20 protein-coding genes are annotated in these 20,645 nt (G+C 45.2%); 7 read left to right on the forward strand and 13 right to left on the reverse strand.

From position 1 onward, the window contains the following. Nucleotides 1-110 precede the first annotated feature (110 nt). A complete protein-coding gene (locus tag D1Z90_RS02035; protein WP_119909058.1) occupies nt 111-593 on the reverse strand; it encodes a YajQ family cyclic di-GMP-binding protein in 483 nt (160 codons plus the stop codon). A 101-nt stretch (nt 594-694) separates the two neighbouring features. Between D1Z90_RS02035 and D1Z90_RS02040 the strand changes: the two genes are divergently transcribed. The 3 genes from D1Z90_RS02040 to D1Z90_RS02050 are packed head-to-tail and all read left to right on the forward strand — an operon-like array spanning nt 695 to nt 2,552. Further along, nucleotides 695-1,054: a VanZ family protein gene (locus D1Z90_RS02040; RefSeq protein ID WP_147378721.1), complete on the forward strand. Its 360-nt coding sequence runs from the start codon at nt 695-697 to the stop codon at nt 1,052-1,054. Next, nucleotides 1,042-1,992 carry a ketopantoate reductase family protein gene (locus D1Z90_RS02045; protein ID WP_158587030.1) on the forward strand — a complete coding sequence of 317 codons (951 nt, stop codon included), beginning with the start codon at nt 1,042-1,044 and terminating at the stop codon, nt 1,990-1,992. The genes D1Z90_RS02040 and D1Z90_RS02045 overlap by 13 nt, the downstream gene beginning before the upstream one ends. Beyond that, a complete protein-coding gene (locus tag D1Z90_RS02050) occupies nt 1,974-2,552 on the forward strand; it encodes a DJ-1 family glyoxalase III (protein WP_119909060.1) in 579 nt (192 codons plus the stop codon). The genes D1Z90_RS02045 and D1Z90_RS02050 overlap by 19 nt, the downstream gene beginning before the upstream one ends. Nucleotides 2,553-2,650: 98 nt before the next feature. Here D1Z90_RS02050 and thiI read toward each other — a convergent pair whose 3' ends face one another. The 4 genes from thiI to pomA all read right to left on the reverse strand — a co-directional run bounded on the left by thiI (nt 2,651) and on the right by pomA (nt 6,498). After that, a complete protein-coding gene (gene thiI / locus D1Z90_RS02055) occupies nt 2,651-4,105 on the reverse strand; it encodes a tRNA uracil 4-sulfurtransferase ThiI (RefSeq protein WP_119909061.1) in 1,455 nt (484 codons plus the stop codon). A gap of 105 nt (nt 4,106-4,210) precedes the next feature. Next, nucleotides 4,211-4,819 carry a type VI secretion system-associated protein TagO gene (locus tag D1Z90_RS02060; protein WP_119909062.1) on the reverse strand — a complete coding sequence of 203 codons (609 nt, stop codon included), beginning with the start codon at nt 4,817-4,819 and terminating at the stop codon, nt 4,211-4,213. Then, on the reverse strand, nt 4,819-5,727 hold the full coding sequence (locus tag D1Z90_RS02065; RefSeq protein WP_119909063.1) for a flagellar motor protein MotB: 909 nt from the start codon (nt 5,725-5,727) through the stop codon (nt 4,819-4,821). The genes D1Z90_RS02060 and D1Z90_RS02065 overlap by 1 nt, the downstream gene beginning before the upstream one ends. Nucleotides 5,728-5,736: 9 nt before the next feature. Further along, on the reverse strand, nt 5,737-6,498 hold the full coding sequence (gene pomA, locus D1Z90_RS02070; RefSeq protein WP_119909064.1) for a flagellar motor protein PomA: 762 nt from the start codon (nt 6,496-6,498) through the stop codon (nt 5,737-5,739). 202 nt (nt 6,499-6,700) lie between these two features. Between pomA and xseB the strand changes: the two genes are divergently transcribed. From xseB to dxs, 3 genes are read left to right on the forward strand one after another with little or no spacing between them, the layout of a single operon-like run. Next, complete coding sequence (xseB, locus tag D1Z90_RS02075) at nt 6,701-6,940, forward strand: exodeoxyribonuclease VII small subunit (protein WP_119909065.1); 240 nt, start codon at nt 6,701-6,703, stop codon at nt 6,938-6,940. Between the two features lie 2 nt (nt 6,941-6,942). Next, nucleotides 6,943-7,833: a (2E,6E)-farnesyl diphosphate synthase gene (gene ispA / locus D1Z90_RS02080; protein ID WP_119909066.1), complete on the forward strand. Its 891-nt coding sequence runs from the start codon at nt 6,943-6,945 to the stop codon at nt 7,831-7,833. Nucleotides 7,834-7,839: 6 nt separating this feature from the next. Then, complete coding sequence (gene dxs, locus D1Z90_RS02085; RefSeq protein WP_119909067.1) at nt 7,840-9,705, forward strand: 1-deoxy-D-xylulose-5-phosphate synthase; 1,866 nt, start codon at nt 7,840-7,842, stop codon at nt 9,703-9,705. Nucleotides 9,706-9,768: 63 nt separating this feature from the next. Here the strand turns inward: dxs and D1Z90_RS02090 are convergent, their stop codons facing one another. Further along, a complete protein-coding gene (locus D1Z90_RS02090; protein ID WP_119909068.1) occupies nt 9,769-11,331 on the reverse strand; it encodes an ABC transporter substrate-binding protein in 1,563 nt (520 codons plus the stop codon). Between the two features lie 179 nt (nt 11,332-11,510). Here D1Z90_RS02090 and D1Z90_RS02095 point away from each other — a divergent pair, with 179 nt between their 5' ends. Beyond that, nucleotides 11,511-13,862 (forward strand): fatty acid cis/trans isomerase, encoded by a 2,352-nt coding sequence (locus tag D1Z90_RS02095; RefSeq protein WP_119909069.1) that lies wholly within the window; start codon nt 11,511-11,513, stop codon nt 13,860-13,862. A 64-nt stretch (nt 13,863-13,926) separates the two neighbouring features. Here the strand turns inward: D1Z90_RS02095 and D1Z90_RS02100 are convergent, their stop codons facing one another. The 7 genes from D1Z90_RS02100 to ribH all read right to left on the reverse strand — a co-directional run bounded on the left by D1Z90_RS02100 (nt 13,927) and on the right by ribH (nt 20,556). Continuing rightward, nucleotides 13,927-14,490 carry a lipid-binding SYLF domain-containing protein gene (locus D1Z90_RS02100; protein ID WP_119909070.1) on the reverse strand — a complete coding sequence of 188 codons (564 nt, stop codon included), beginning with the start codon at nt 14,488-14,490 and terminating at the stop codon, nt 13,927-13,929. A gap of 275 nt (nt 14,491-14,765) precedes the next feature. Then, nucleotides 14,766-16,886, reverse strand: coding sequence for a bifunctional diguanylate cyclase/phosphodiesterase (locus D1Z90_RS02105; RefSeq protein WP_119909071.1), 2,121 nt, complete (start codon nt 16,884-16,886; stop codon nt 14,766-14,768). Beyond that, on the reverse strand, nt 16,883-17,770 hold the full coding sequence (locus tag D1Z90_RS02110; RefSeq protein ID WP_119909072.1) for a phosphate/phosphite/phosphonate ABC transporter substrate-binding protein: 888 nt from the start codon (nt 17,768-17,770) through the stop codon (nt 16,883-16,885). The genes D1Z90_RS02105 and D1Z90_RS02110 overlap by 4 nt, the downstream gene beginning before the upstream one ends. Before the next feature lie 382 nt (nt 17,771-18,152). Then, nucleotides 18,153-18,635, reverse strand: a complete 483-nt coding sequence (locus D1Z90_RS02120; protein WP_119909074.1) for a phosphatidylglycerophosphatase A family protein — start codon at nt 18,633-18,635, stop codon at nt 18,153-18,155. A gap of 7 nt (nt 18,636-18,642) precedes the next feature. Then, nucleotides 18,643-19,605, reverse strand: coding sequence for a thiamine-phosphate kinase (gene thiL, locus D1Z90_RS02125; protein WP_119909075.1), 963 nt, complete (start codon nt 19,603-19,605; stop codon nt 18,643-18,645). Nucleotides 19,606-19,655: 50 nt separating this feature from the next. Continuing rightward, nucleotides 19,656-20,078, reverse strand: a complete 423-nt coding sequence (gene nusB, locus D1Z90_RS02130) for a transcription antitermination factor NusB (RefSeq protein ID WP_119909076.1) — start codon at nt 20,076-20,078, stop codon at nt 19,656-19,658. 10 nt (nt 20,079-20,088) lie between these two features. Then, nucleotides 20,089-20,556, reverse strand: a complete 468-nt coding sequence (gene ribH, locus D1Z90_RS02135; protein WP_119909077.1) for a 6,7-dimethyl-8-ribityllumazine synthase — start codon at nt 20,554-20,556, stop codon at nt 20,089-20,091. Between the last annotated feature and the right edge of the window lie 89 nt (nt 20,557-20,645).

A 20,645-nucleotide genomic window follows, 5' to 3' on the forward strand; every position in this document is an offset into this window, starting at 1 on the left:
TATCGAGTGTGTTTACCTTGACGCAGATAAAGCTGTTCATGGTAATCACACTCGAAGGTCATCAACCGATAAATGCTGGCTTACTATTGATAAAAAGGGTTTACGTAAGCTTAATCGCGGAAGTTATTAAACTGAAACGGCTGGCCTAGTTCAGCTTCTTTTACCAAGCGCATCACTGCTTGTAAGTCGTCTCGTTTTTTACCAGTCACGCGTACCTGCTCACCTTGAATTTGCGCTTGTACTTTTATCTTGCTTTCTTTAATGGTTTTTACCACTTTTTTAGCCGTGAGGCTGTCTATGCCTTGCTTAAAGGTGGCGTCTAAGTGCCAAGTTTTCCCCGTGTGGATAGGTTCGCCAGCTTCCATTGACGCGGCATCTACGTTGCGTTTGGCAAGACATAAACGCAGCATGTCGAGCATCTGCTTAAGTTGGAAGTCATTTTCCGCAGCCACTTTAACGTTAAACTCTTTCTTTTCGAAGCTGGCTTCTACACCGCGAAAGTCAAAGCGAGTGTCTAATTCACGGTTAGCATTGTCTACCGCGTTTTTTAGTTCAACCGCGTCAACTTCAGAAACAATATCAAATGAAGGCATCAAAGATTCCTATCTGTTAGTCAGTATCATAAAATAGTGCATCAATGTAGCAGATCTCAAGGTAAGATGCCTTGCAGATTTATTCAAAAGGAAAGGTATTCGTGCTTCAGCCTCGTTATCTCAAACCCCTCTTTTGTATTATGATTGCCGCCATCAGCTGGTTAGCGTTTACCCCTAAAGCCCCTGGCTTGGATATTCAGCATTTTGACAAAATCAACCACTTGGCCGCTTTTTCTAGCCTAACGCTGATTGCCTTATTGGCATTTTCAGTGCCGGCGTCTCGCATTTACTTGGGCTTACTCGGCTACGGTATCACCATCGAACTGGTACAATCTCAACTGCCAAACCGTTTTGCCAGCGTTGCAGATATTGCCGCTGACGGCGTTGGGATTATACTCGGAGCAGGGCTCTACTGGATCACCGAAAAATGGCTAATGAAGAAGTGGCAATGGCTCAGATAACGTGGCAAATATTGGGCGCGGGCGCAATCGGTTGTTTATTTGCGGCTAAACTCAAACAGCAAGGGGAGCAGGTCCACCTGGTACTCAAACCCAACAAATCAACCTCGTCGCTCACGCTTGTCAATCTCGATGGCAAGACACACAGGTTCGAGGTTTCTGCCAGTGACAAGTTACAGCGCCAAGCTAGTGTAATTTTGGTTTGCCTCAAAGCTTGGCAGGTTACTGACGCCATCAAGCAGCATCTAACGAATATTCATCCTGACAGTATTGTCGTGCTACTCCATAATGGCATGGGGACCTTGGCACCATGCCAAGCATTATTGCCCCACCACCGAATTTGGCAAGCTAGCACGACGCACGGCGCATTACTAGAAAGTGCATTTGCCGTGAGGCATACAGGGCAAGGTGAAACCCTCATCGGCCACTCCCAACTTCAAAGTTTAATCGAGTTAACACCAGCTGAGCAACCGCAAACCCTCAACCAAGCTGATGTGGTAACAGCCCTTGATGATGCCCTGCCTGCCAGCCGTTGGAGCTTAAATATTGGTCACGCTATTTGGACTAAGCTGGTCATTAACTGTGCTATCAACCCACTGACAGCGTTACAACAAGTGCGCAATGGTATACTCGCTGAAGCGCATTATCGCCCATCATTGCAACGTATTTGCCAAGAGTGCTGTGCGGTGGCTAATGCGGACGGCGTGGCGTTAAAAACCGACGATTTATTAGCAAAAGTTGAACAGGTCATTCATGCGACGGCTAACAATTATTCTTCAATGAATCGCGATTTTTTTTACCAACGCCCCACTGAAAACGACTATATTCTTGGTTATGTGATCGCCCGAGCCAAGGCACTAAAAATCACAGTATCAACCTGTCAAACATTGTATCAAGAATTACAGCATCGGGAGCATACCTTATGTCAGCCACCGTCTTAGTCGCCATTGCATCTGGCTCCGAAGAGCTTGAAACCGTTACCATTGTCAATGTACTACGCCGAGCCGACATGGAGGTTGAGTTGGTTAGTTGTGAAGTCGCTCCGCAACTGACCATTCGTTGCGCCAGAGGCATGAACTTAGTAGCAGACAAACACATCAGCGAAATCAGCACTCAAGCATACGCTGCTATCGTATTACCCGGCGGCATGCCTGGCGCAGCAAACCTTGGTCAGTGTCAACCTTTAGTGGCGTTATTAAAGCAGCAACAAGCTAAACGACAATGGTTGGGAGCAATTTGCGCCGCGCCGGCGCAAGTTTTGGCAAAAAATGACTTAATTCTAGCTGCGAAAGTCACTGGCTACCCAAGCTTCCAAGACCAATTACCGGCCGCTCAACTGCAACAAGACTCAGTCGTCGTTGACGCTCAGCATAAGCTTATCACTAGCCAAGGGCCGGCTACCGCATTAGAGTTTGCGTTACATTTAGTGGAACAGTTAGTCGGAAGTGAGCGCCGCCAACAAGTAGCAGACGCCATGTTAGTAACCGCTTCAGAAGCTTAACCACCTCATTCTAGGCACAAAAAAACGGCTGCTTTGCTTTGATGTTAAACTTGTCGCTTAACTCAAACAAACACAGCCGTTATCATCACTACTAGCCTTTATGGGCGATAAACCTTCACATTTTCAAAACCGGCTTCATGTAAGTAAAGGGCTTGCAGCTTACTCATAACGCCACGATCACAATACAACAGATACGTCTTGCTTTGATCTAAAGTGTCGAAACGCGTTGCCAGTTTGAAAAACGCCATTTCAGCCACTTCAACGCCTTCAAGCTCAAGCGGTTTATCTTCCCGCTCGTCATCCGAGCGAATGTCTAACACCACTTCGTTGTCAGCAAACTGCGCTGTAGTTTCTACTTCAGTGACTTCTTGCTGAGTTTGATCACCAATATCACGAATATCTATCACGTCAGTCTGGCGTACCACCTCATCGATTAAGTCCATATTGAATTTGGCTTCTTCGGCTTCAATGGTAGACATAACCGCTTTCACGGTGGGTTTTTTAGAAATCACGCCGCAATATTCAGGAATCGTTTCTGAGTATTCCTGGGTGCCAATTTCCCGCGCCGTGTTGATGATGTCTTGCTTATCCATCGCAATTAAAGGACGTAAAATTAGCGCATCCGTTGATTTATCAATGACCGACAAGTTACGCAAGGTTTGGCTTGAAACTTGACCAACCGCTTCACCGGTGACCAAAGCGTCAATGTCTAAACGCTCAGCCAATTTAGCGGCGGTGCGCATCATCATGCGTTTTAAGATGACCCCCATTTGGCCATCGTCGACCTTTTCTAAAATTTCAGCCACGATAGGCTCAAACGGCACAGCATGAAACTTCACTCTATGCGAAGAGCCAAAGCGATCCCATAAATGGTAAGCCACTTGGCGAACGCCAATCTCGTGGGCTGCGCCGCCTAAATTAAAGAAGCAATAGTTAACCCGAATACCACGTTTGATCATTAAATAGCTGGATACACCAGAATCGAAGCCACCAGAAATCAATGACAATACGGCTTCTTGTGAGCCCATAGGGAAACCACCTAAACCTTGGTGATGATGCTTCACTATGTATAAATAACGATCGTCTATTTCGAGTTTTATGGTCACGTCAGGATTGCGTAAGCTCACCCCTGTCGCTTCAGTATGTTGATTTAAGCCACCACCCACATAACGCTCAACTTCCGTAGAAGTAAATTCTTGCTTGCCACGACGCTTAACCCGCACACAGAAGGTTTTTCCGATTAAACGGTCTTTCACCACCGGCAAAGTTTGCTCGTAAATGTCGTGCAGGTCATCGTATTCGGTTTGCTGAACTTCCAGAAAAAATGCCACGCCGGAAGTACTGCCAAGCAGTTCAATTAATTTCTGGCGGTTTCTCTCAGAGTCGTTAGCGGTCTTCACTATGATGTGATCCCACTCGAGTATCACCTTCACTTCTTCATCGTGACGGCGCAGCACATTGCGAATATTACTTTGCAGCATCTTGCAAAAGCGTTTACGTACACTTTTGCTTTTCATGAGGATTTCGGGAAAGAACTTAACAACAAATTTCATGGTGTTCACTTAGCTGCAAAAATAAAGACGCGGATTATACCTTGAGACTAGCAGATCTTAAAGTGAGCAGATCAGTGCCACGTTTTAATTTGGAAATACGCTAATTTACCAGCTACAAGTTTGCCTTAGCGGTTTTATAGCGTTACCTAAACCCGTCGTATTAAAAATAGCAGTTACGGGGTTTTCGTTATAAGGTGTTACTTGAGCAACCAGCTTATCGGAATCCAGTAGCTTTTTAAGAAAATTAACTGGTTTAGGATGAAATGAAGCTTTTTTATCTGTAGATAACCCCCATTCTCTTGCTGCAGCCTTGCTTTCACCAACTCTCGTTAAAACCTCAACCTCGCTACCGAGATAATCATTCCAGCTTATATACAAGTTTGTTTCATTACTTTTGCACCTAGCAACAATAAAAATAGGGTCTCCCCAGCGGCTGGTACCTGTTTCAGCTTTCAAAGCTAACGTAACAGTTTTTGAGTCATCTATAGGGTTCAAACCAACTGATACATCCCAGTCACCAGTATCCTCGATCGTTTGAGGAACATTTTGAATTCCTCTTAAATCATTATTCTCAGCCAAACGGTCGTAACACTCTAACCTTGAAAGGTCCCCTTTTATTACGGCGCACTTAGCAATATCTTTAGTATCTAAATCAGCATTTACATTGCTAGAAAAAGCAAGAACAAGTAATACAAGGAAATATGATTTTTTCATTACTTCACCACTTCAATGGTATCGGACTCTTGCGCTTCACCTTGCATCACTGATATTTCTACCCGGCGATTTTTGCGGCGATTGGCTGGGTCATTGTTTTCAAATAACGGCTGGGTATCTGCGTACCCCACCACCATCAAACGTTTATCTTCAAAGTCCTTCACCTTAATCATCTCATGGGCGACGGCCACTGCTCGTTGGGTGGATAGATCCCAGTTAGATTGATAGAGCTCAGACTTAATATTTTCATTATCACTGTGGCCCGACACCGTAATTTTACCCGGCACGTCCTTTAAAATATCAGCGATTTGACGAATAACGGGACGAAACTTAGGCTGTAAAAACGCCGAACCGGAAGGAAAAGCACCGCGTTCTCGCACACGAATCACCAATTGTTGCCCCAGCGCTTCAATTTCTATCGCGCCGTCTTCTATTTGCTCACGCATTTTGTGAGCAATCGTTTTTGCCAGCTGGTTTTGCGCCGCTTGCTGCTTTTCTTCATTTTCACTTTTGTCAGAGCGGGTATCCGCTAAGCCGCCGTCTTTTTGCCCTTGGTCTTGCTGCTTCCCTCCCACGCTGTCAGACTCTCCGTCCTGAAAATCAAGCTTCGCTTGGGTCATATCTATGGTCTGCTGCATGATGGTTTCAATCGGCGTCGGCTCAGGTCGCCCAGGGCGAAATTCTTGAGCAATCACCGAGGTTCCTTTTGGAATATCTTTCACTTCTAGCAGGTTTTGTACACCAAAAGCGTATTTCATTGAGCCCGCAATCTGCTTGAACTTCATCACGTCCATTTCTGAAAACGCCAACAAAAGTACAAAGAAACACATCAATAATGACATTAAGTCAGCGAACGTTCCCATCCAGGCGGGTAAGCCCTCGGGCGGACATTTACACGGTTCTTCCATCTTCGTCTCCTACTCGGTGGTATCCACCGCTCGTTTCGACTCAGCCAGATAGTTCTTCAACAAACCTTCAATGACCCTTGGGTTTTGGCCGTCTTGAATACCCAGTACAGCATCCATCACCAAGGTTCGGTTTAGCTTTTCTTCTTCTGCTCGAAGGGTTAACTTTTCACTGATAGGGATCGCGACCATGTTCGCTAATATGGCACCATACAAGGTAGTTAACAAAGCCACCGCCATCGCAGGGCCAATTGACTTGGGATCATCCATATTCGAGAGCATGGCAACCAAGCCAATCAAGGTACCTATCATGCCCATCGCGGGAGCCACATCGCCTAAACTTTTAAAGATACCGGCGCCCGCTTCATGGCGCTCAGAAGTAAGCAGTATATCCTTTTGAAGCGTAGCCCTCACAACATCGGCGTCATGTCCATCCACCAGCATGTCGATACCTTTTTGCATAAAAGCATTTTTTATTTCCGCTTCTTCTAACGCCAAAAAGCCGCCTTTACGGGCCGAGTCAGCCATTTCAACGGAAGTGGCAATAAGCTCTTCTGGCTTTTCAATTTTAAACATAAAGGCTTTGATGCCAATTTTCACTGCGCCCAGAAATTGTCCCATGTTGTATTTCATCAATACCACAAACAGAGAGCCCACGAATACAATCAATACCGACGGCACGTCAATAAAGGTACCCAACTCCCCACCCATCAGCATTGCCATCAATACGAAGGCAAATGCTCCAATAATTCCTATCAGGGTTGCTAAATCCACTTCATCTATCCTCAGTGAAAAAACAAAATAACGATCTGGTTCTACTTATATTATTTTCTGCTATCAAACTGATAACAGCAAGTCGAAGGTTGTGACCCACTCGACTTATATGCTATCGGCAGCGTTTCCAATATATTTATAGTAGGCTTAATTGACCCTTGTGCTCAGCACAGGTAACCTTGGCGCCGATCTGGAGGATATGATGGCGATAAAAAAACCTGAGAACATGAATTTTGAAGATTCATTGGCTGAATTAGAGCAAATTGTAAAGCACTTAGAGCAGGGAGATATTGCCCTCGAAGATGCTTTAAAACAATTTGAGCGTGGTATCGCTTTAGCAAGGAGCAGCGCCGGAAAACTGCAACAAGCGGAGCAGCAAGTGCAAATCTTAACGCAAATGGATAAAGATGCAGAACTCGATCCGTGGCAAGGTGATGCTTAACCATGAGTGAGCTCGCACAACAGGTTGACACCTATCGCCAACGCGTGGATACATACCTTGCGCAAACGTTTAATCAACGCCCAGGCTTAAGCCAATCCCTTAATGCAGCGATGACCTATGGCAGCATGCAAGGGGGTAAACGTATTCGACCCTTTTTGGTTTATGCTACCGCCGATCTATTTAATATTCCTTTGTGCGATTGTGACGCCTTAGCCGCTGCGGTGGAGTGCATTCACGCCTACTCATTGATCCATGACGACTTGCCGGCAATGGACGACGACGATTTACGCCGCGGCCAACCAACCTGTCACATCGCATTTGATGAGGCGACTGCCATTCTAGCCGGTGACGCTTTGCAAACGTTGGCATTTGAACTATTGAGCCAAGTTGACTCGCCTTTTAATGCACATCAACAAATCGCTATGATCCGCACTCTCGCTGACGCTTCCGGACAAAATGGCATGTGCGGCGGTCAGGCACTCGATCTAGCGGCTGAAGACCAGCAAGTTACAGTAGCCGAGTTAGAGCGAATTCACGCAGGAAAAACCGGCGCCTTAATTCGCGCGGCGGTGAAACTTGGCGCGCTCAGCCATACTGAAATCAGCCCTGAGCAACTGACTCATCTCGATCAGTTTGCCAGCGCTATAGGCTTAGCATTCCAAGTTCAAGACGATATTTTGGATATCATCAGCGACACAGAAACCTTAGGAAAACCGCAAGGCTCAGATCAAGCTAATAACAAATCAACTTACCCCAGTTTATTAGGCTTAGACGGCGCCCAACAAAAAGCGCAACAACTTTATCAAGAGTCGCTACAAGCCTTAACCAAGTTAGATTACAATACTGAGTTATTAGAGCAGTTTGCGCACTACATTATTGAACGAAAAAAATAAGCACTTATGAGTCTGGATCTAAAACATTACCCAACGCTAGCTTTAGCCAACTTCCCAGAAGACTTGCGCTTATTGCCAAAAAGCCAACTGGCCACACTGGCCGATGAGCTACGCCAATATTTATTAAACTCGGTGAGTCAAAGCAGTGGCCACCTTGCTTCAGGCCTTGGCGTGGTTGAACTCACGGTTGCCCTGCATTATGTTTATAACACGCCGTTTGACCACCTCATTTGGGACGTAGGACACCAAGCTTACCCTCATAAAATACTGACAGGTCGCCGTGAGAAAATGCAAACCATTCGCCAATATAAGGGCCTACACCCTTTCCCATGGCGCGAAGAGAGTGAGTATGACGTACTCAGCGTAGGTCACTCGTCTACCTCCATTGGCGCCGCCACAGGTCTCGCAATTGCCGCAGAAAAAGAAGGTAAAAACCGTAAGGTCGCGGCCGTCATTGGTGATGGCGCATTAACCGCGGGCATGGCTTTTGAAGCATTAAATCACGCAGGTGCTCTGCATAACGACATGTTGGTTATCTTAAACGACAATGAAATGTCGATTTCAGAAAATGTAGGCGCACTCAACAACCACTTAGCTCAATTGTTATCCGGAGACTTATACACCAGTTTTCGTGAAGGCGGTAAAAAAGTCTTGTCTGGATTGCCACCAATTAAAGAGCTTGCCCGGCGCGCAGAAGAGCACATTAAAGGCATGGTGGTACCTGGCACTTTATTTGAAGAGTTTGGTTTTAACTATATCGGCCCTATTGATGGCCATGATGTCGAAGGCTTAGTCGATACATTAAGAAACATGCGTAACCTGAAAGGGCCGCAATTTCTTCATATCATGACCAAAAAAGGCAAAGGCTATGCTCCCGCCGAGCAAGATCCTATCGGCTATCATGGCGTGCCTAAGTTTGACCCCAACAAAAACAAATTACCCAAGAGTAAAGGTGGCCTGCCCACTTTTTCGAATATCTTTGGTCGTTGGCTATGTGATACAGCCAAGCAAGATGACAAGCTTATGGCAATCACACCTGCCATGCGTGAAGGCTCAGGCATGGTGGAGTTCTCCAAACAATACCCGCAGCAATACTTTGACGTCGCCATTGCCGAGCAGCATGCTACTACCTTAGCAGCAGGTTTAGCCATTGCCGGCCTCAAACCCGTGGTGGCTATTTATTCAAGCTTTATGCAACGCGCGTACGACCAAATTATTCACGATGTCGCCATTCAAAACCTGCCAGTGTTATTTGCTGTAGACCGTGCTGGCATTGTCGGGGCTGACGGTCCGACTCACCAAGGGGCGTTTGATTTAAGCTTTATTCAAACCATTCCGAACATGGTGGTAATGACGCCAAGTGATGAGGATGAATGTCGCAAAATGCTGACCACAGGTTACCATTTAGACCAACCAGCGATGGTTCGCTACCCCCGAGGCTCAGGCACTGGCATCACGCCCACCATTGAGCTAAGCAAAATTGAATTAGGCAAAGGCCGCGTCATTCGCCAAGGCCATCGCATCGCCATTTTATGTTTTGGCACCCTGCTTAATGCGGCCAAAAAAGCCGCTGATTCGCTAGATGCGACCTTAGTGGATATGCGCTTTGTAAAACCGTTAGACAAGGCGCTATTAGATACTTTGGTAAAAGAGTGTGATTATTTGGTGACGATAGAAGAAAATGCGATTGCTGGCGGAGCTGGCAGCGCGGTATTAACCTACCTGGCTCAGCAAAATACTCTTAAGCCGACGTTAAACTTAGGCATACCTGATGCTTTTATCGAACAAGGCAGCCAAGCCGAAATCTACCAGCAACTGGGGTTAGATGAAGACGGTATTTTAGCCAGTATTCGTCAATTCACCCAAGCTTAAGCGGCCACTAAGCGATTAACGTCACTCTTTGCTTCTTCTGAAACAGCAAAGGGTGAACCTAATCTAATCAGCGTCTTGATGCGGCAGGTTCAGCTCGCCCAAATACACAATCCTTTTTGCATTAACGATATTTTGCAGGTTAGAGTTCATTCTTACTCCCCACGCTAAATGCTGCCAATGCAAAGGTACTATCGCGCCCTCGTCATATAAAATCCGTTCAATTTTTCGCAACAGTTTAGAGCGGTAGTTAGGATCTATTTCGCTATTCGCTGACAATACTAAGCTGTCGACTTCATAATTAGAATAATGGCCGCAGTTATACTGCCCTAAACCTAACTCTTCATTGCGGGTCATAGCCAAAAACTCGTACAAGTTAGCGCTGTCTTCAGTATCCGCATTCCAACCTAGCATCAAAATATCGGCTTCGCAGCGATCAAATGCTGGGCCATACTCGGCTTGAGTGAGTAGCCTTAGCTTCACTTTAATGCCTATTTTCGATAGCATCGCTGACGCCGCCAGCGCAACCTTGGTATCATTTTCATAGCGAAACGCAGGGGCTACCATAGTGAGCTCTAAGCCTTTTTCATAACCGGCCTGGCGCATTAACTCACGGGCTTTATTAAGGTCATAACGCACTAAAAGATCACTATTATGACCACTGTAACCTGGAGGGCTGAGTTGCGAAGCGGGCGTGCCAAAGCCCTCTAAAATGGCATCAACAATACCTTGATTATTAATGGCGTGAATAATGGCTTGGCGCACACGAATATCTTTCAGCGCAGAATGGCTTTGCTGGTTCAACTGCAAAGACATTAAACGTGTACTGGGCCAGGTAATCAGTTCAATATCTTGGTAAAGATGCACTCCTTTAAAGTCCGCAGGTACCACAGGAGCTATCATATCCACATCGCCCGAAATCAATGCCGCCACCCGTGTTGAAGCTTCGCCAATAGGGATAAGGCTCAAGCTATTAATATTGCCTTGACTGTTTTCGTCCCAGTAATGAGGGTTGCGTTTAAAACTGGTTTGAATGCCTTTTTCCCGGCTTACCAGCATAAACGGGCCGGAGCCCGAGATATGGCGGGAAGCAAACGAGCTGCCAAAGCGTTCTATTTTCGATTTGTCGTTACCGGCGGCATCAACTCCCGAGTAAAATTCAGAATCCATCGGGAAAATGTACGTCATTAATTGCAATAGTAACGGATAGGGCTTATGGGTATGAATATCAATAGTGTAATCATCTACCGCCGTAATATCTTTGATTACGTACATCACCCCCTTAAAGTCCGGGCTCTGTTTCAAACGTTGAAAGGTCCATATGACGTCTTTAGCTGAGAAAGGGTTGCCCGAGTGAAATTTAACGCCTTCTCGCAGTGAGACTCGCATGGTTAAACGATTGAGCTGCTGCCAGTTTGTCGCTAAACGCGGTTCAAACGACAAATCTTGACGCCAACGTACCAAGGGATCGAAACTGGCGTGAGATAACTGTAAAATGCCCGAGCTTAAACGTTCATGAATATCCAACGACACAGGGTCACTGGCATAGGCCACTCTGACTTCCTTCGCTTTAACACCAAATGACAACACTAAAAATATCAATAGGCTTGCTAGATGAGCCAGTTTCATGCAATCTCCCGCACCAGAAAACAATATGTTGCAGCCTGAGACTTTATCAGGTTGCACGGATTTAATAAAATCTGCCTATATTAGAATATGACTCGTGCAATTGAAAAGCACACAAACGGATATCATTTAGCACCGCCTTAGGTGATACCAGGTGGGAATCGGTAAAAATAGGGAATGTTATGTTTAAGTTTGTTATAGCAAGCTGTTTGCTGTTGCTACTTAGCGGCTGTAGTACCTTTAGAAATACCAATTTTGATGCGATTTACGGCCCCGCAGCGGTACAAGATCGTTTGGTTGATAATACCACTGCCGCAGCGGCGTTTTATCATGACTCGGTTCAGCCGATATTAAACCAGCGCTGCGTCGTTTGTCATGGCTGTTACGACGCCCCTTGCCAATTAAAACTGACTTCTCCAGAAGGCATAGATCGAGGCACCAGTAAAGTGAAGGTGTTTAACGGCACTCGGTTACTGGCAGAGGCACCTTCACGTTTGTACCAAGACGCTTTTAGCACTGCATCTTGGCGTGAAAAAGGCTTTAACAGCGTGTTGAATGAGCGTGAACAAAGCCCTTCAGCCAACCTAGCCGCCAGCGTGCTATACCAAGCGCTACAACTGAAACAAGCCCACCCGAACCTTGATACACGCGAGCACGCGCAAGCCTTTGACTTTTCGTTAGATCGTAACCAGCAATGTTCAAGCATCGAAGAATATGGCCACTTTGCCAAACAAAACCCATACGCGGGTATGCCTTATGGCTTACCCGCTATTTCTGAGCAGCAATTTAACACCTTAGAGATCTGGTTAGCTCAAGGCGCTAAAATGGCCGCACCTACGCCACTACAGTTAGGTTTAATCGCTGAAATTGACTTATGGGAACACTGGCTCAACCGCGATTCCTTAAAATCCCAACTTGTTTCTCGCTATATTTATGAACACTTATTTTTGGCGCACCTTCATTTTAATGCATGGCCAGGGCAATATTTCTATTTGGTACGCTCAAAGACCCCACCCGGACAGCCTGTAGAACGCATTACGACCTTGCGCCCTTATGACGACCCGCTGGTCGATAGGGTGTACTATCGCTTAGTACAAGAACGGGAAACCATTCTGGCTAAAACACACATGCCCTATGCCCTTAACTCTGAGCGACTAGATACTTTCAATCAGTTATTTTTTACTCCTCACTATGAAGTCAATCAACTTCCAAGTTACGAAGTTAGCATTGCTGCGAACCCTTTTATTGCCTTTGCCGATATTCCAGTGTCGTCCCGTTACGACTTTCTTAGAATGGAAGCGCAAAACACCATCATGGCATTCATTAAGGGGCCTGTATGCCGCGGCCAAATTGCTCTGAATGTCATCTATGATCATTTCTGGGTCTTTTTTAGTGAAGGCAATTGGGAAAAAAGCGAAGGTTTAGGCGCGTTTCTGGTGCAGCAAAAAGAGCATTTACGCTTGCCTTCGGAATCTGCTAGTAACTCCAGTATTCTCACTAGCTGGCTCACTTATTCTAAAGCACAGCAAAAATACCTTAGCGCTAAACAACGTCACCTGCAGCAAGCCCTTGATACCGAGTACGTCAATCGGCTGAACTTAAGTTTGGTGTGGGATGGGGAGCACAGCAACGACAATGCCGCATTAACCGTGTTTAGACACTTTGACAACGCCAGTGTTGTCAAAGGGCTCATCGGACAAAAACCCAAGACAGCATGGTTAATTGATTACCCTATATTAGAGCGGATCCACTATTTATTGGTCGCAGGGTTTGATGTTTATGGCAACTTAGGCCACCAACTTAACACCCGCCTTTACATGGACTTCTTACGCATGGAGAGTGAGTTTAACTTTTTAGCGTTGTTGCCAACTCAAAGCCGTCAACAAGAGCGCGACTTTTGGTATCGCGACGTAAACAAAGACATAAGACAATACATTGAAGCCGAACAACATCGCTTTCAATACCCTACCGGCATTCACTACCAAACCGAGCACCATAAATCAGAGCTATTTGATTTGCTCAAGCAACATTTGGCTGGCGCCTTAAACCAACAATATGATTTTGTGAAAGACGATGCGCCAACACAAGAGATTCGAAGCTTAAGGGGATTACAAAATCTTAATAGCCAAGCGGTTAACTTATTGCCTGAAGTCAGTGTATTAGCCATACAAGATGGCTCGAATCAACGAGTTTATACCTTGCTGCGCAATACTGCTTACAGCAATATGTCGAGTTTATTGCGAGATGCTAATTACCGCATGCCAAAAGAAGATAATCTGACCATAGTGCGGGGTGTCATTGGTGATTACCCCAATTTGTATTTATCCATCAACGCCAAGCAAATAACAGCATTTGCACGCACCTTTCACCAAATGGAGCAGGAGCAAGACTACCGTTTAATGCTGGATCAGTACGGTATTCGTCGCTCAGACCCAAGATTCTGGGCTTTCAGCGACAACATTTTAACTCACATAAAACAACAATCCCCCGTTACCGGCGGTCTACTTGATTACAATCGTTTAGAAAATCGCTAGTTCAGTTTGTTTAAACAAAAAAGCAGGCCGTTGGCCTGCTTTTCTCGGAAATGAAACGAAGGGATTAATTTAACTTATCATTTTTGTAGTACTTGGTGCCTTGTAAAGTTGCTTGAAGCGCTAAACCTTTCTCAGTGAGTTGGTAATACTTCACATTCGGCGCAATGCTCATCGCTTCGTCAATGGCTTCACCTTCATCGCCTTTTTTGGCGGCAGCATCGGCTTGGCCAGAGAGATCCCAACCATTATTCACAAAATCTTCAAAAGCAGATTTAGTTTCAAAAATGAAAATGCCGCGAAATTCTTTCACCCCAAGGCCAATGCCCGCACCGGCGGAAAACATGTCCATGTAAATTTTCTTGCCTGATGCCTTTTCAAAGGCAATGCCGCCCCCACGCGCCGTTGACAGTAAAAATAGGTTCATGCCTGTATTCGAGAACACCGCGTAGCCGTATGACTTGTTAATATCGTTTTTAGCTGCTGGGTGGGTTTTATAAAGATCACCGAGCACATCCTGAGTCATGGTTTGCAGCTCTTTACGTTCTTCTTCTACTGAAGCGGCAGCGGCCGAATTGATAAAGCCAAAACTGGCGAGGCATAGGCTGGCTGCAAGCAAGAGTTTTTTCATATCTTCTCCAATTGTTTTAAATCTTTATACATCTATTTGAATGTTCCTCATTCAGTGTAGACAAGATTTGAGTTAAGCATCAAATTGTCTATTGATTGAGTAAACATCTGATTAATGTCTATGAACAAAACTATAACGATATGATAAATAATAAAAATATATATGAACCCTAACCCTGTTAGGCGATACCCTGTAAAAAGGCATCCGCTATTAATCAAATGAAAGAAAATGTTTAATTGTCGCGAGGTAAAGTGGAATAAAAGCAGAGAAGGCGGTTATTTTTCCTGATTGTCGTTGTACTCAAGGGCATCTTGCCAGCGTACGGGTTTGCTGAAATAGTATCCTTGGATCATATCGCAGTCGGCTTGATGGCAAATGCTAAGCTGCTCCTCGGTTTCAACTCCTTCAATGACTAACTTCAAGTCGAGGGCTTTGCACAAGTTAACAATCGAACTGAATAAGCGATCCCCTGGCTCTGTTTGCTGGATGATACTGCGATCAAACTTCACCACATCCATCGGTAAGTTTTGTAAGTAACTTAATGATGAGTAGCCAGTACCAAAGTCATCCAGATAAATAGTAAACCCCTGCTTTTTAAAACGTTTCATCCCTTCAATAGCACTGTCCATATTACGGATCATACTGGTTTCGGTGACTTCTAAGGCTATCTGATTGGCTGGTATCTTAGCCTGATGAACAATGTCTATCACGCCATCATAAAAGTGAGGCTGGTCAATCAACTGACCCGAAATATTAATCGATACTTTGAGGTGCATATCAGGCTGTGAAGCGATGTCCTCACATACCATGTGAAACACCTGATACGTGATGTCTTCAATAATGTTCATTTTTTCAGCCAACGGAATAAACTCCGCAGGAGAAATAAACGTTTCACCCACCCCAAGCCTCACCAGCGCTTCAAGCCCTAAACATTGTTGAGTGTGCGCATCAATGATTGGCTGATAATTGAGGTAAAACTGCTGCTCTTTGATGGCCGTAGTTAAACGCTCACGCAACGCATATTCATCAAGCACAACCTGTTGTAAGCTTTGATTAAACAGCACTGCCTGTTGCTTACCCAGTTCTTTAGCTTTATACATGGCCATATCGGCATTAGATAACAGCTGACTGCGATTATCCGCGTCCTGAGGGAAACGGGCGACCCCGACACTCATGCTCAGTTGTAGCTCAAGGTTACCGACTTTGATTAAGCCGCATACTTGCTGGCAAAATTGCACCGCAAAAGACTGAATGCCAGTCGCAGAAAAATGCTCAGCTAGAATAGTCAAACTGAGCTCATCACCGCCAATGCGAAACAGCTTAAATGGCTGACTGGTTTTAAAATAATCTTGGCAATATTGCGCGATGACCCGACAACTTTCTTGCAAATATAAGTCACCGACTTCATGACCAAATTGATCATTAATGTTTTTAAAATCATCCAGGTCAATATAAAGCAGCTCGAAGGCTTGTGATTGGGCAATATAATCGTCAACAGATTGGTTAAAGTTATGTCGATTTGGCAGGTTAGTCAGTTCATCAATGTATGCTTGCGTTTGAATTTTTTCGACTTTTTGCTGCAAGCTAATGCGCATTTGATCTAAGTTTTCGGCCAGCTCTCCCAACTCACTGTTTTGGTTTATTTCTATTTTATGGTGATAATTACCCAGGCCGATAGCACGAGCTAAGGAAGATAAGTGACGAATAGGCTGAGTCATTTTCTGGGCTATAACCCAAGACGCGAAACATGCAATTAAGGCAAAAAATACAAACATGTAGAAGTTGTTTTGCAGCATCTCTTCGCTGATTTTTTCATGCCCGGCTTCCATCGTTTGATTAAACTCTGCGATGCCTTTTTCTAACAAAGGAAACCGCATGCCTAAGCGTACTAAACCGATAGGCACATCGTTATCCGCTAAAATTGGCTGGGTAACATGGACCTCATTTTGGTGAATGATGTGATAAGCGAGCAAAATACCGTCTGGATGCAAGTATTCCGCAAAACGTTTACTGGCTGACTCACCAAAATTAAATACATTGTCTGAACCGTCGTGAATCAGCTTTCCTTCATCGTCATAAACCAATAAATACACGACTTCGTGATCCGCCATCACTTGTTTAATGAGATCGCCGATTTCACTGTAATTGTGGTACGCCATTGGGTTAATTAAACTGTCTGACACTGTCGTCGCTAATAGACGCCCAGTTTGAGTTAACTGCTCTTCAAGGTTGTGTTGCAGTGAGATGCTAAAATATTCCAGTGCTTCATCACTGGCTTGGTGTAACTTATTGCTGTAAAGATGGGTTAAGCTTAACGCTAACGCCATCAATAACAGGAATAAAGTAAAGCCATAACGAACATTAAGACTGACGCGGTTGGCTTTCTTCTGCTTCATAGAGATAATTGTTGTGACGAGGTTTTAATGCGTTCTAGCCAAGCACGATCTGTTGGTGTTAACCGATCAAACTGAGTGGTCCCCTCGTACTGCTGCGCTAAATCAGGCATAGCTTCAGGCACCGGCAGCATCAGCGTTTTGACCGCTTCTACCAGCTCAGGAGATAAATGCTTTGGAGCCAATTCAAACGCTCTGGGCATAGGCGCACTCTGGGCGATAATTTTAAAGTGCTCTTTGTGGTAATTGCTGTAACGGTCACCGTGCCAATCTTTGGAACTAATAGCGATGGCAGAAACAATGCCTTTATCAAGCCAAAATGCCCCATTGGACTCTTTGTGGTAGAAGCTGTAATGCACTTTTTTATCATCAACTAAGGCTTCGCTCGGGGAGCTAAGTTGTACCGCTTCGAGGCCGTTATCATCAAGCATGATAATCGGCATAAAAAAACCGCTCATCGACGAGTCATCTTCCAAGCCAATCACTTTCCCTTGTAAGCTTTTGAGCTCCAATATCGGTGAGTCGTGCTTGACTAAAATATAACTTTTGTATTCTCGGTGACCTTTTTTCCACTTGATCAGCTCTGCGCTGGCTAAATTGGTCAACTCTAACTTTGTAGCCATCCAACCCGATTCTGTAATCCAGTCTATGCGCTCTTGCTTCACCAAAGTTTGTAAATGAGAATAGTCTTTTGCCACTATCACCTTGCCTTTGCTATAACCGTAATCGCCTAAGTGCTCGGCGAGATAATCCGCCATCGGCTGCAAACGAGCTATGGTTTTAGCTGGGTTATTACTAATACGAGCAATAACAAATGGCTGCGCAATAACCGAAGAAGACAATAATAAGGTGGCAATAAACCAGCAGAATGGCAATAAACGACGCATAGATTCTCCTGCGGCAAGGAAAAAGGAATAAGGCTTTCAGTCATTATAACTAGCCACTTTTTTATTATTCAGCACTAAATCACGATTAACCAGTAATTGGTTGGAAAAATGCCAAAATAGTGAACTGGTTATAAATAATACTAATATGCGATATGAGGAGTGTAGGTGAGTTGAATAACGATTCACGACACCTTTGCTAACGCGTGTGACCAAAGCCAAGGGCATGATGCCCCTCGTGACAGAAGTTAGGAGAGATGAACCGCCAACACAATTAAGTAAAGAGCAAACAAGAGCATCCAAATATGTCACCAGAGATGCGACGCAGGCATGCAAGGAGCCATAAACTTAAGCTGACTCCCTCTCACAAATTGAAGCTTCTTGCTTATAACCACCACGCCAATAACTGAATACAACCAAATGCCGCCAACCCTGCTAATACGTCATCAAGCATAATGCCTAAGCCGCCGTGGAGGTGCTTATCTAACCAGCTGATAGGCCAAGGCTTTAATACGTCGAAAATGCGAAACAAAATAAACCCGAGTAGAATCCACATCCACCCGGCAGGCGCGGCAATCATGGTTATCCAAAAACCGACAAACTCGTCCCAAACGATGGCTTTATGATCGTGCACCCCCATATCTTGACTGGTTTTGTGACACAACCAAACCCCGACCACGCCACTAATGATCACCACTGCCAAATATAGACTTAAGGGCAAATAGGCTAAAGCCAAGTAGAGTGGTATAGCGGCCGCAGTACCAAACGTACCTGGCGCTTTTGGCGCGAGGCCACTGCCAAGGCCTACGGCTAAAAAATGTGCTGGGTGAGATAAGCGAAGGCCTTTAAGATCTGGTCTATTTTTCATTCGTTACCTATGAAGTGAAGTGATCCCAGCCAGCTAAATTTAGCTGTTGCGGTTGGCCGAGATGTTTGAAGGTAAGTGTAGGCGCTCCGGCCTGTAAACGGCCAATACAAGTCAGCGGCACACCCGATTGTTGTTGCACACTTTGCAATAACGATTTCTTTTCTTCGGGGACGCTAAAAAGTAATTCGTAGTCATCGCCGCCCGCTAATGCCAACTGTATTTGCTGCTCAAAACTCAAGTCTTTCAGATGCTCATGAACAGGAATTTTTTCAAGATCTACCACTGCACCGCAACCGCTACTGTCGAGTATGTGTTGTAAATCTTGAGCTAGGCCATCTGAAATATCAATGCAGCTTGAGGCTATGGGTCGCAGCGCCGCTCCTACCATAATTCTCGGCGACGGCTGTTGCAGTCGATTGATAAAATACTCCGGCTGAACTAACTGTAGCTTTTGCTGTAGCTGGGCCAGCCCTGCAGCAGCATCGCCAACCGTGCCACTGACATAAAGCCAATCACCAGGTTTGGCTTGATCACGGCGTAAGCTTTTACCTTGTGGCACGTGGCCATGAATGGTAACCGTAATACTAAGAGGCCCCTTGGTGGTATCACCGCCTATTAACTGTAAATCGTAATACTCAGCCAACCCCATAAAGCCGTTAGCAAAGGATTCTAACCAAGCCTGTTCAGCTTGAGGTAGGGTGATAGCCAGTGAAACCCAAGCAGGAATGGCTCCCATTGCCGCTAAATCGCTGAGGTTAACCGCTAACGCTTTATGACCAAGGGTAAACGGATCTACATCGGCAAAAAAATGCACGTCAGCCACTAACGTATCGGTACTCACGGCGAGTTCTGTATTGACGGGCATCGTCAACAAGGCACAATCATCACCAATGCCCTTATTGACATCTTTTCGAGAGACCGATTGCTGTTGAAAGTACTGCTTAATTAAAGCGAATTCTGATAAAGGCATAATATAAAAAAGCCAGCTGGACGCTGGCTTATATCTGGTATTAACGCAGTCTAATTTGACTGACGCATTTTTTGGCTAACAATGAATTTATCCAACACACCGTTAACGTATTTGTGACTGTCCTCAGCAGCAAACTCTTTTGCTAGCTCAATGGCTTCGTTGATCACCACTTTGTAAGGCACGTCATCACGCTTACTTAACTCAAACATGGCTAAACGTAAAATGGCGGTATCAACCAAGTCCATCTCTTCTCGCTTACGGGCAAGATAAGGGGCCAGTTTAGTGTCAAGTTCTTCACAGGTTTGACTGACTCCGGCCACTAGGCCACGGAAGTACTCAACGTCTGTTTTTGACAGGTCCTGATCAACCATGAACTGCTCTACAATCTCGCCCACGTTAGCTTGGGTCATTTGCCATTGGTAAATGGCTTGTACAGCAAATTTTCGTGCGCGACGTCTTTCTGCGGGTTTCACAGGCAGCTCCTTAATCTAGCTGAGATAGCACGTTAACCATTTCTAAAGCACCAAGAGCAGCTTCGCTACCCTTGTTACCCGCTTTAGTTCCAGCTCGCTCAATCGCTTGCTCTATGGTATCGGTTGTTAATACACCAAACGCAACAGGTACGTCGTAGTCCATCGCCACTTGCGCTAATCCTTTGTTACACTCTCCGGCAACAAAATCAAAGTGTGGCGTGCCGCCGCGAATAACACAGCCTAAAGCGATAATTGCATCATACTTTTTAGCTGCTGCAACACGCTTAGTTGCCAATGGTAACTCAACAGCACCAGGTACACGCACTAGCGTAATATTTTCTTCTTTAACTTGACCTGAACGTTTCAGCGTGTCCAGAGCACCGGCTAATAAGCTATCATTGATAAAGCTATTGAAGCGAGAAATAACGATGGCTACTTTGGCATTTGGCGCAGCAATGGCACCTTCAATCACTTTCATTTCAGATCCTGTTTAATGTGTAAAAAACCGCGCGATTCTATCATAAACCAAAGCCAGAATTCTGGCTAAATATTAAATTATTGCCGCGA

Source organism: Motilimonas pumila, from assembly GCF_003596335.1.
Taxonomy (GTDB): Bacteria; Pseudomonadota; Gammaproteobacteria; order Enterobacterales; family CBDFNC01; genus Motilimonas; species Motilimonas pumila.

Coding starts and splice junctions, on each gene's coding strand:
- D1Z90_RS02035 (WP_119909058.1), bottom strand. CDS start 593: ATGCCTTCATTTGATATTGTTTCTGAAGTTGACGCGGTTGAACTAAAA.
- D1Z90_RS02045 (WP_158587030.1), top strand. CDS start 1,042: ATGGCTCAGATAACGTGGCAAATATTGGGCGCGGGCGCAATCGGTTGT.
- D1Z90_RS02050 (WP_119909060.1), top strand. CDS start 1,974: ATGTCAGCCACCGTCTTAGTCGCCATTGCATCTGGCTCCGAAGAGCTT.
- thiI (WP_119909061.1), bottom strand. CDS start 4,105: ATGAAATTTGTTGTTAAGTTCTTTCCCGAAATCCTCATGAAAAGCAAA.
- D1Z90_RS02060 (WP_119909062.1), bottom strand. CDS start 4,819: ATGAAAAAATCATATTTCCTTGTATTACTTGTTCTTGCTTTTTCTAGC.
- D1Z90_RS02065 (WP_119909063.1), bottom strand. CDS start 5,727: ATGGAAGAACCGTGTAAATGTCCGCCCGAGGGCTTACCCGCCTGGATG.
- xseB (WP_119909065.1), top strand. CDS start 6,701: ATGGCGATAAAAAAACCTGAGAACATGAATTTTGAAGATTCATTGGCT.
- ispA (WP_119909066.1), top strand. CDS start 6,943: ATGAGTGAGCTCGCACAACAGGTTGACACCTATCGCCAACGCGTGGAT.
- dxs (WP_119909067.1), top strand. CDS start 7,840: ATGAGTCTGGATCTAAAACATTACCCAACGCTAGCTTTAGCCAACTTC.
- D1Z90_RS02090 (WP_119909068.1), bottom strand. CDS start 11,331: ATGAAACTGGCTCATCTAGCAAGCCTATTGATATTTTTAGTGTTGTCA.
- D1Z90_RS02095 (WP_119909069.1), top strand. CDS start 11,511: ATGTTTAAGTTTGTTATAGCAAGCTGTTTGCTGTTGCTACTTAGCGGC.
- D1Z90_RS02100 (WP_119909070.1), bottom strand. CDS start 14,490: ATGAAAAAACTCTTGCTTGCAGCCAGCCTATGCCTCGCCAGTTTTGGC.
- D1Z90_RS02105 (WP_119909071.1), bottom strand. CDS start 16,886: ATGAAGCAGAAGAAAGCCAACCGCGTCAGTCTTAATGTTCGTTATGGC.
- D1Z90_RS02110 (WP_119909072.1), bottom strand. CDS start 17,770: ATGCGTCGTTTATTGCCATTCTGCTGGTTTATTGCCACCTTATTATTG.
- D1Z90_RS02120 (WP_119909074.1), bottom strand. CDS start 18,635: ATGAAAAATAGACCAGATCTTAAAGGCCTTCGCTTATCTCACCCAGCA.
- thiL (WP_119909075.1), bottom strand. CDS start 19,605: ATGCCTTTATCAGAATTCGCTTTAATTAAGCAGTACTTTCAACAGCAA.
- ribH (WP_119909077.1), bottom strand. CDS start 20,556: ATGAAAGTGATTGAAGGTGCCATTGCTGCGCCAAATGCCAAAGTAGCC.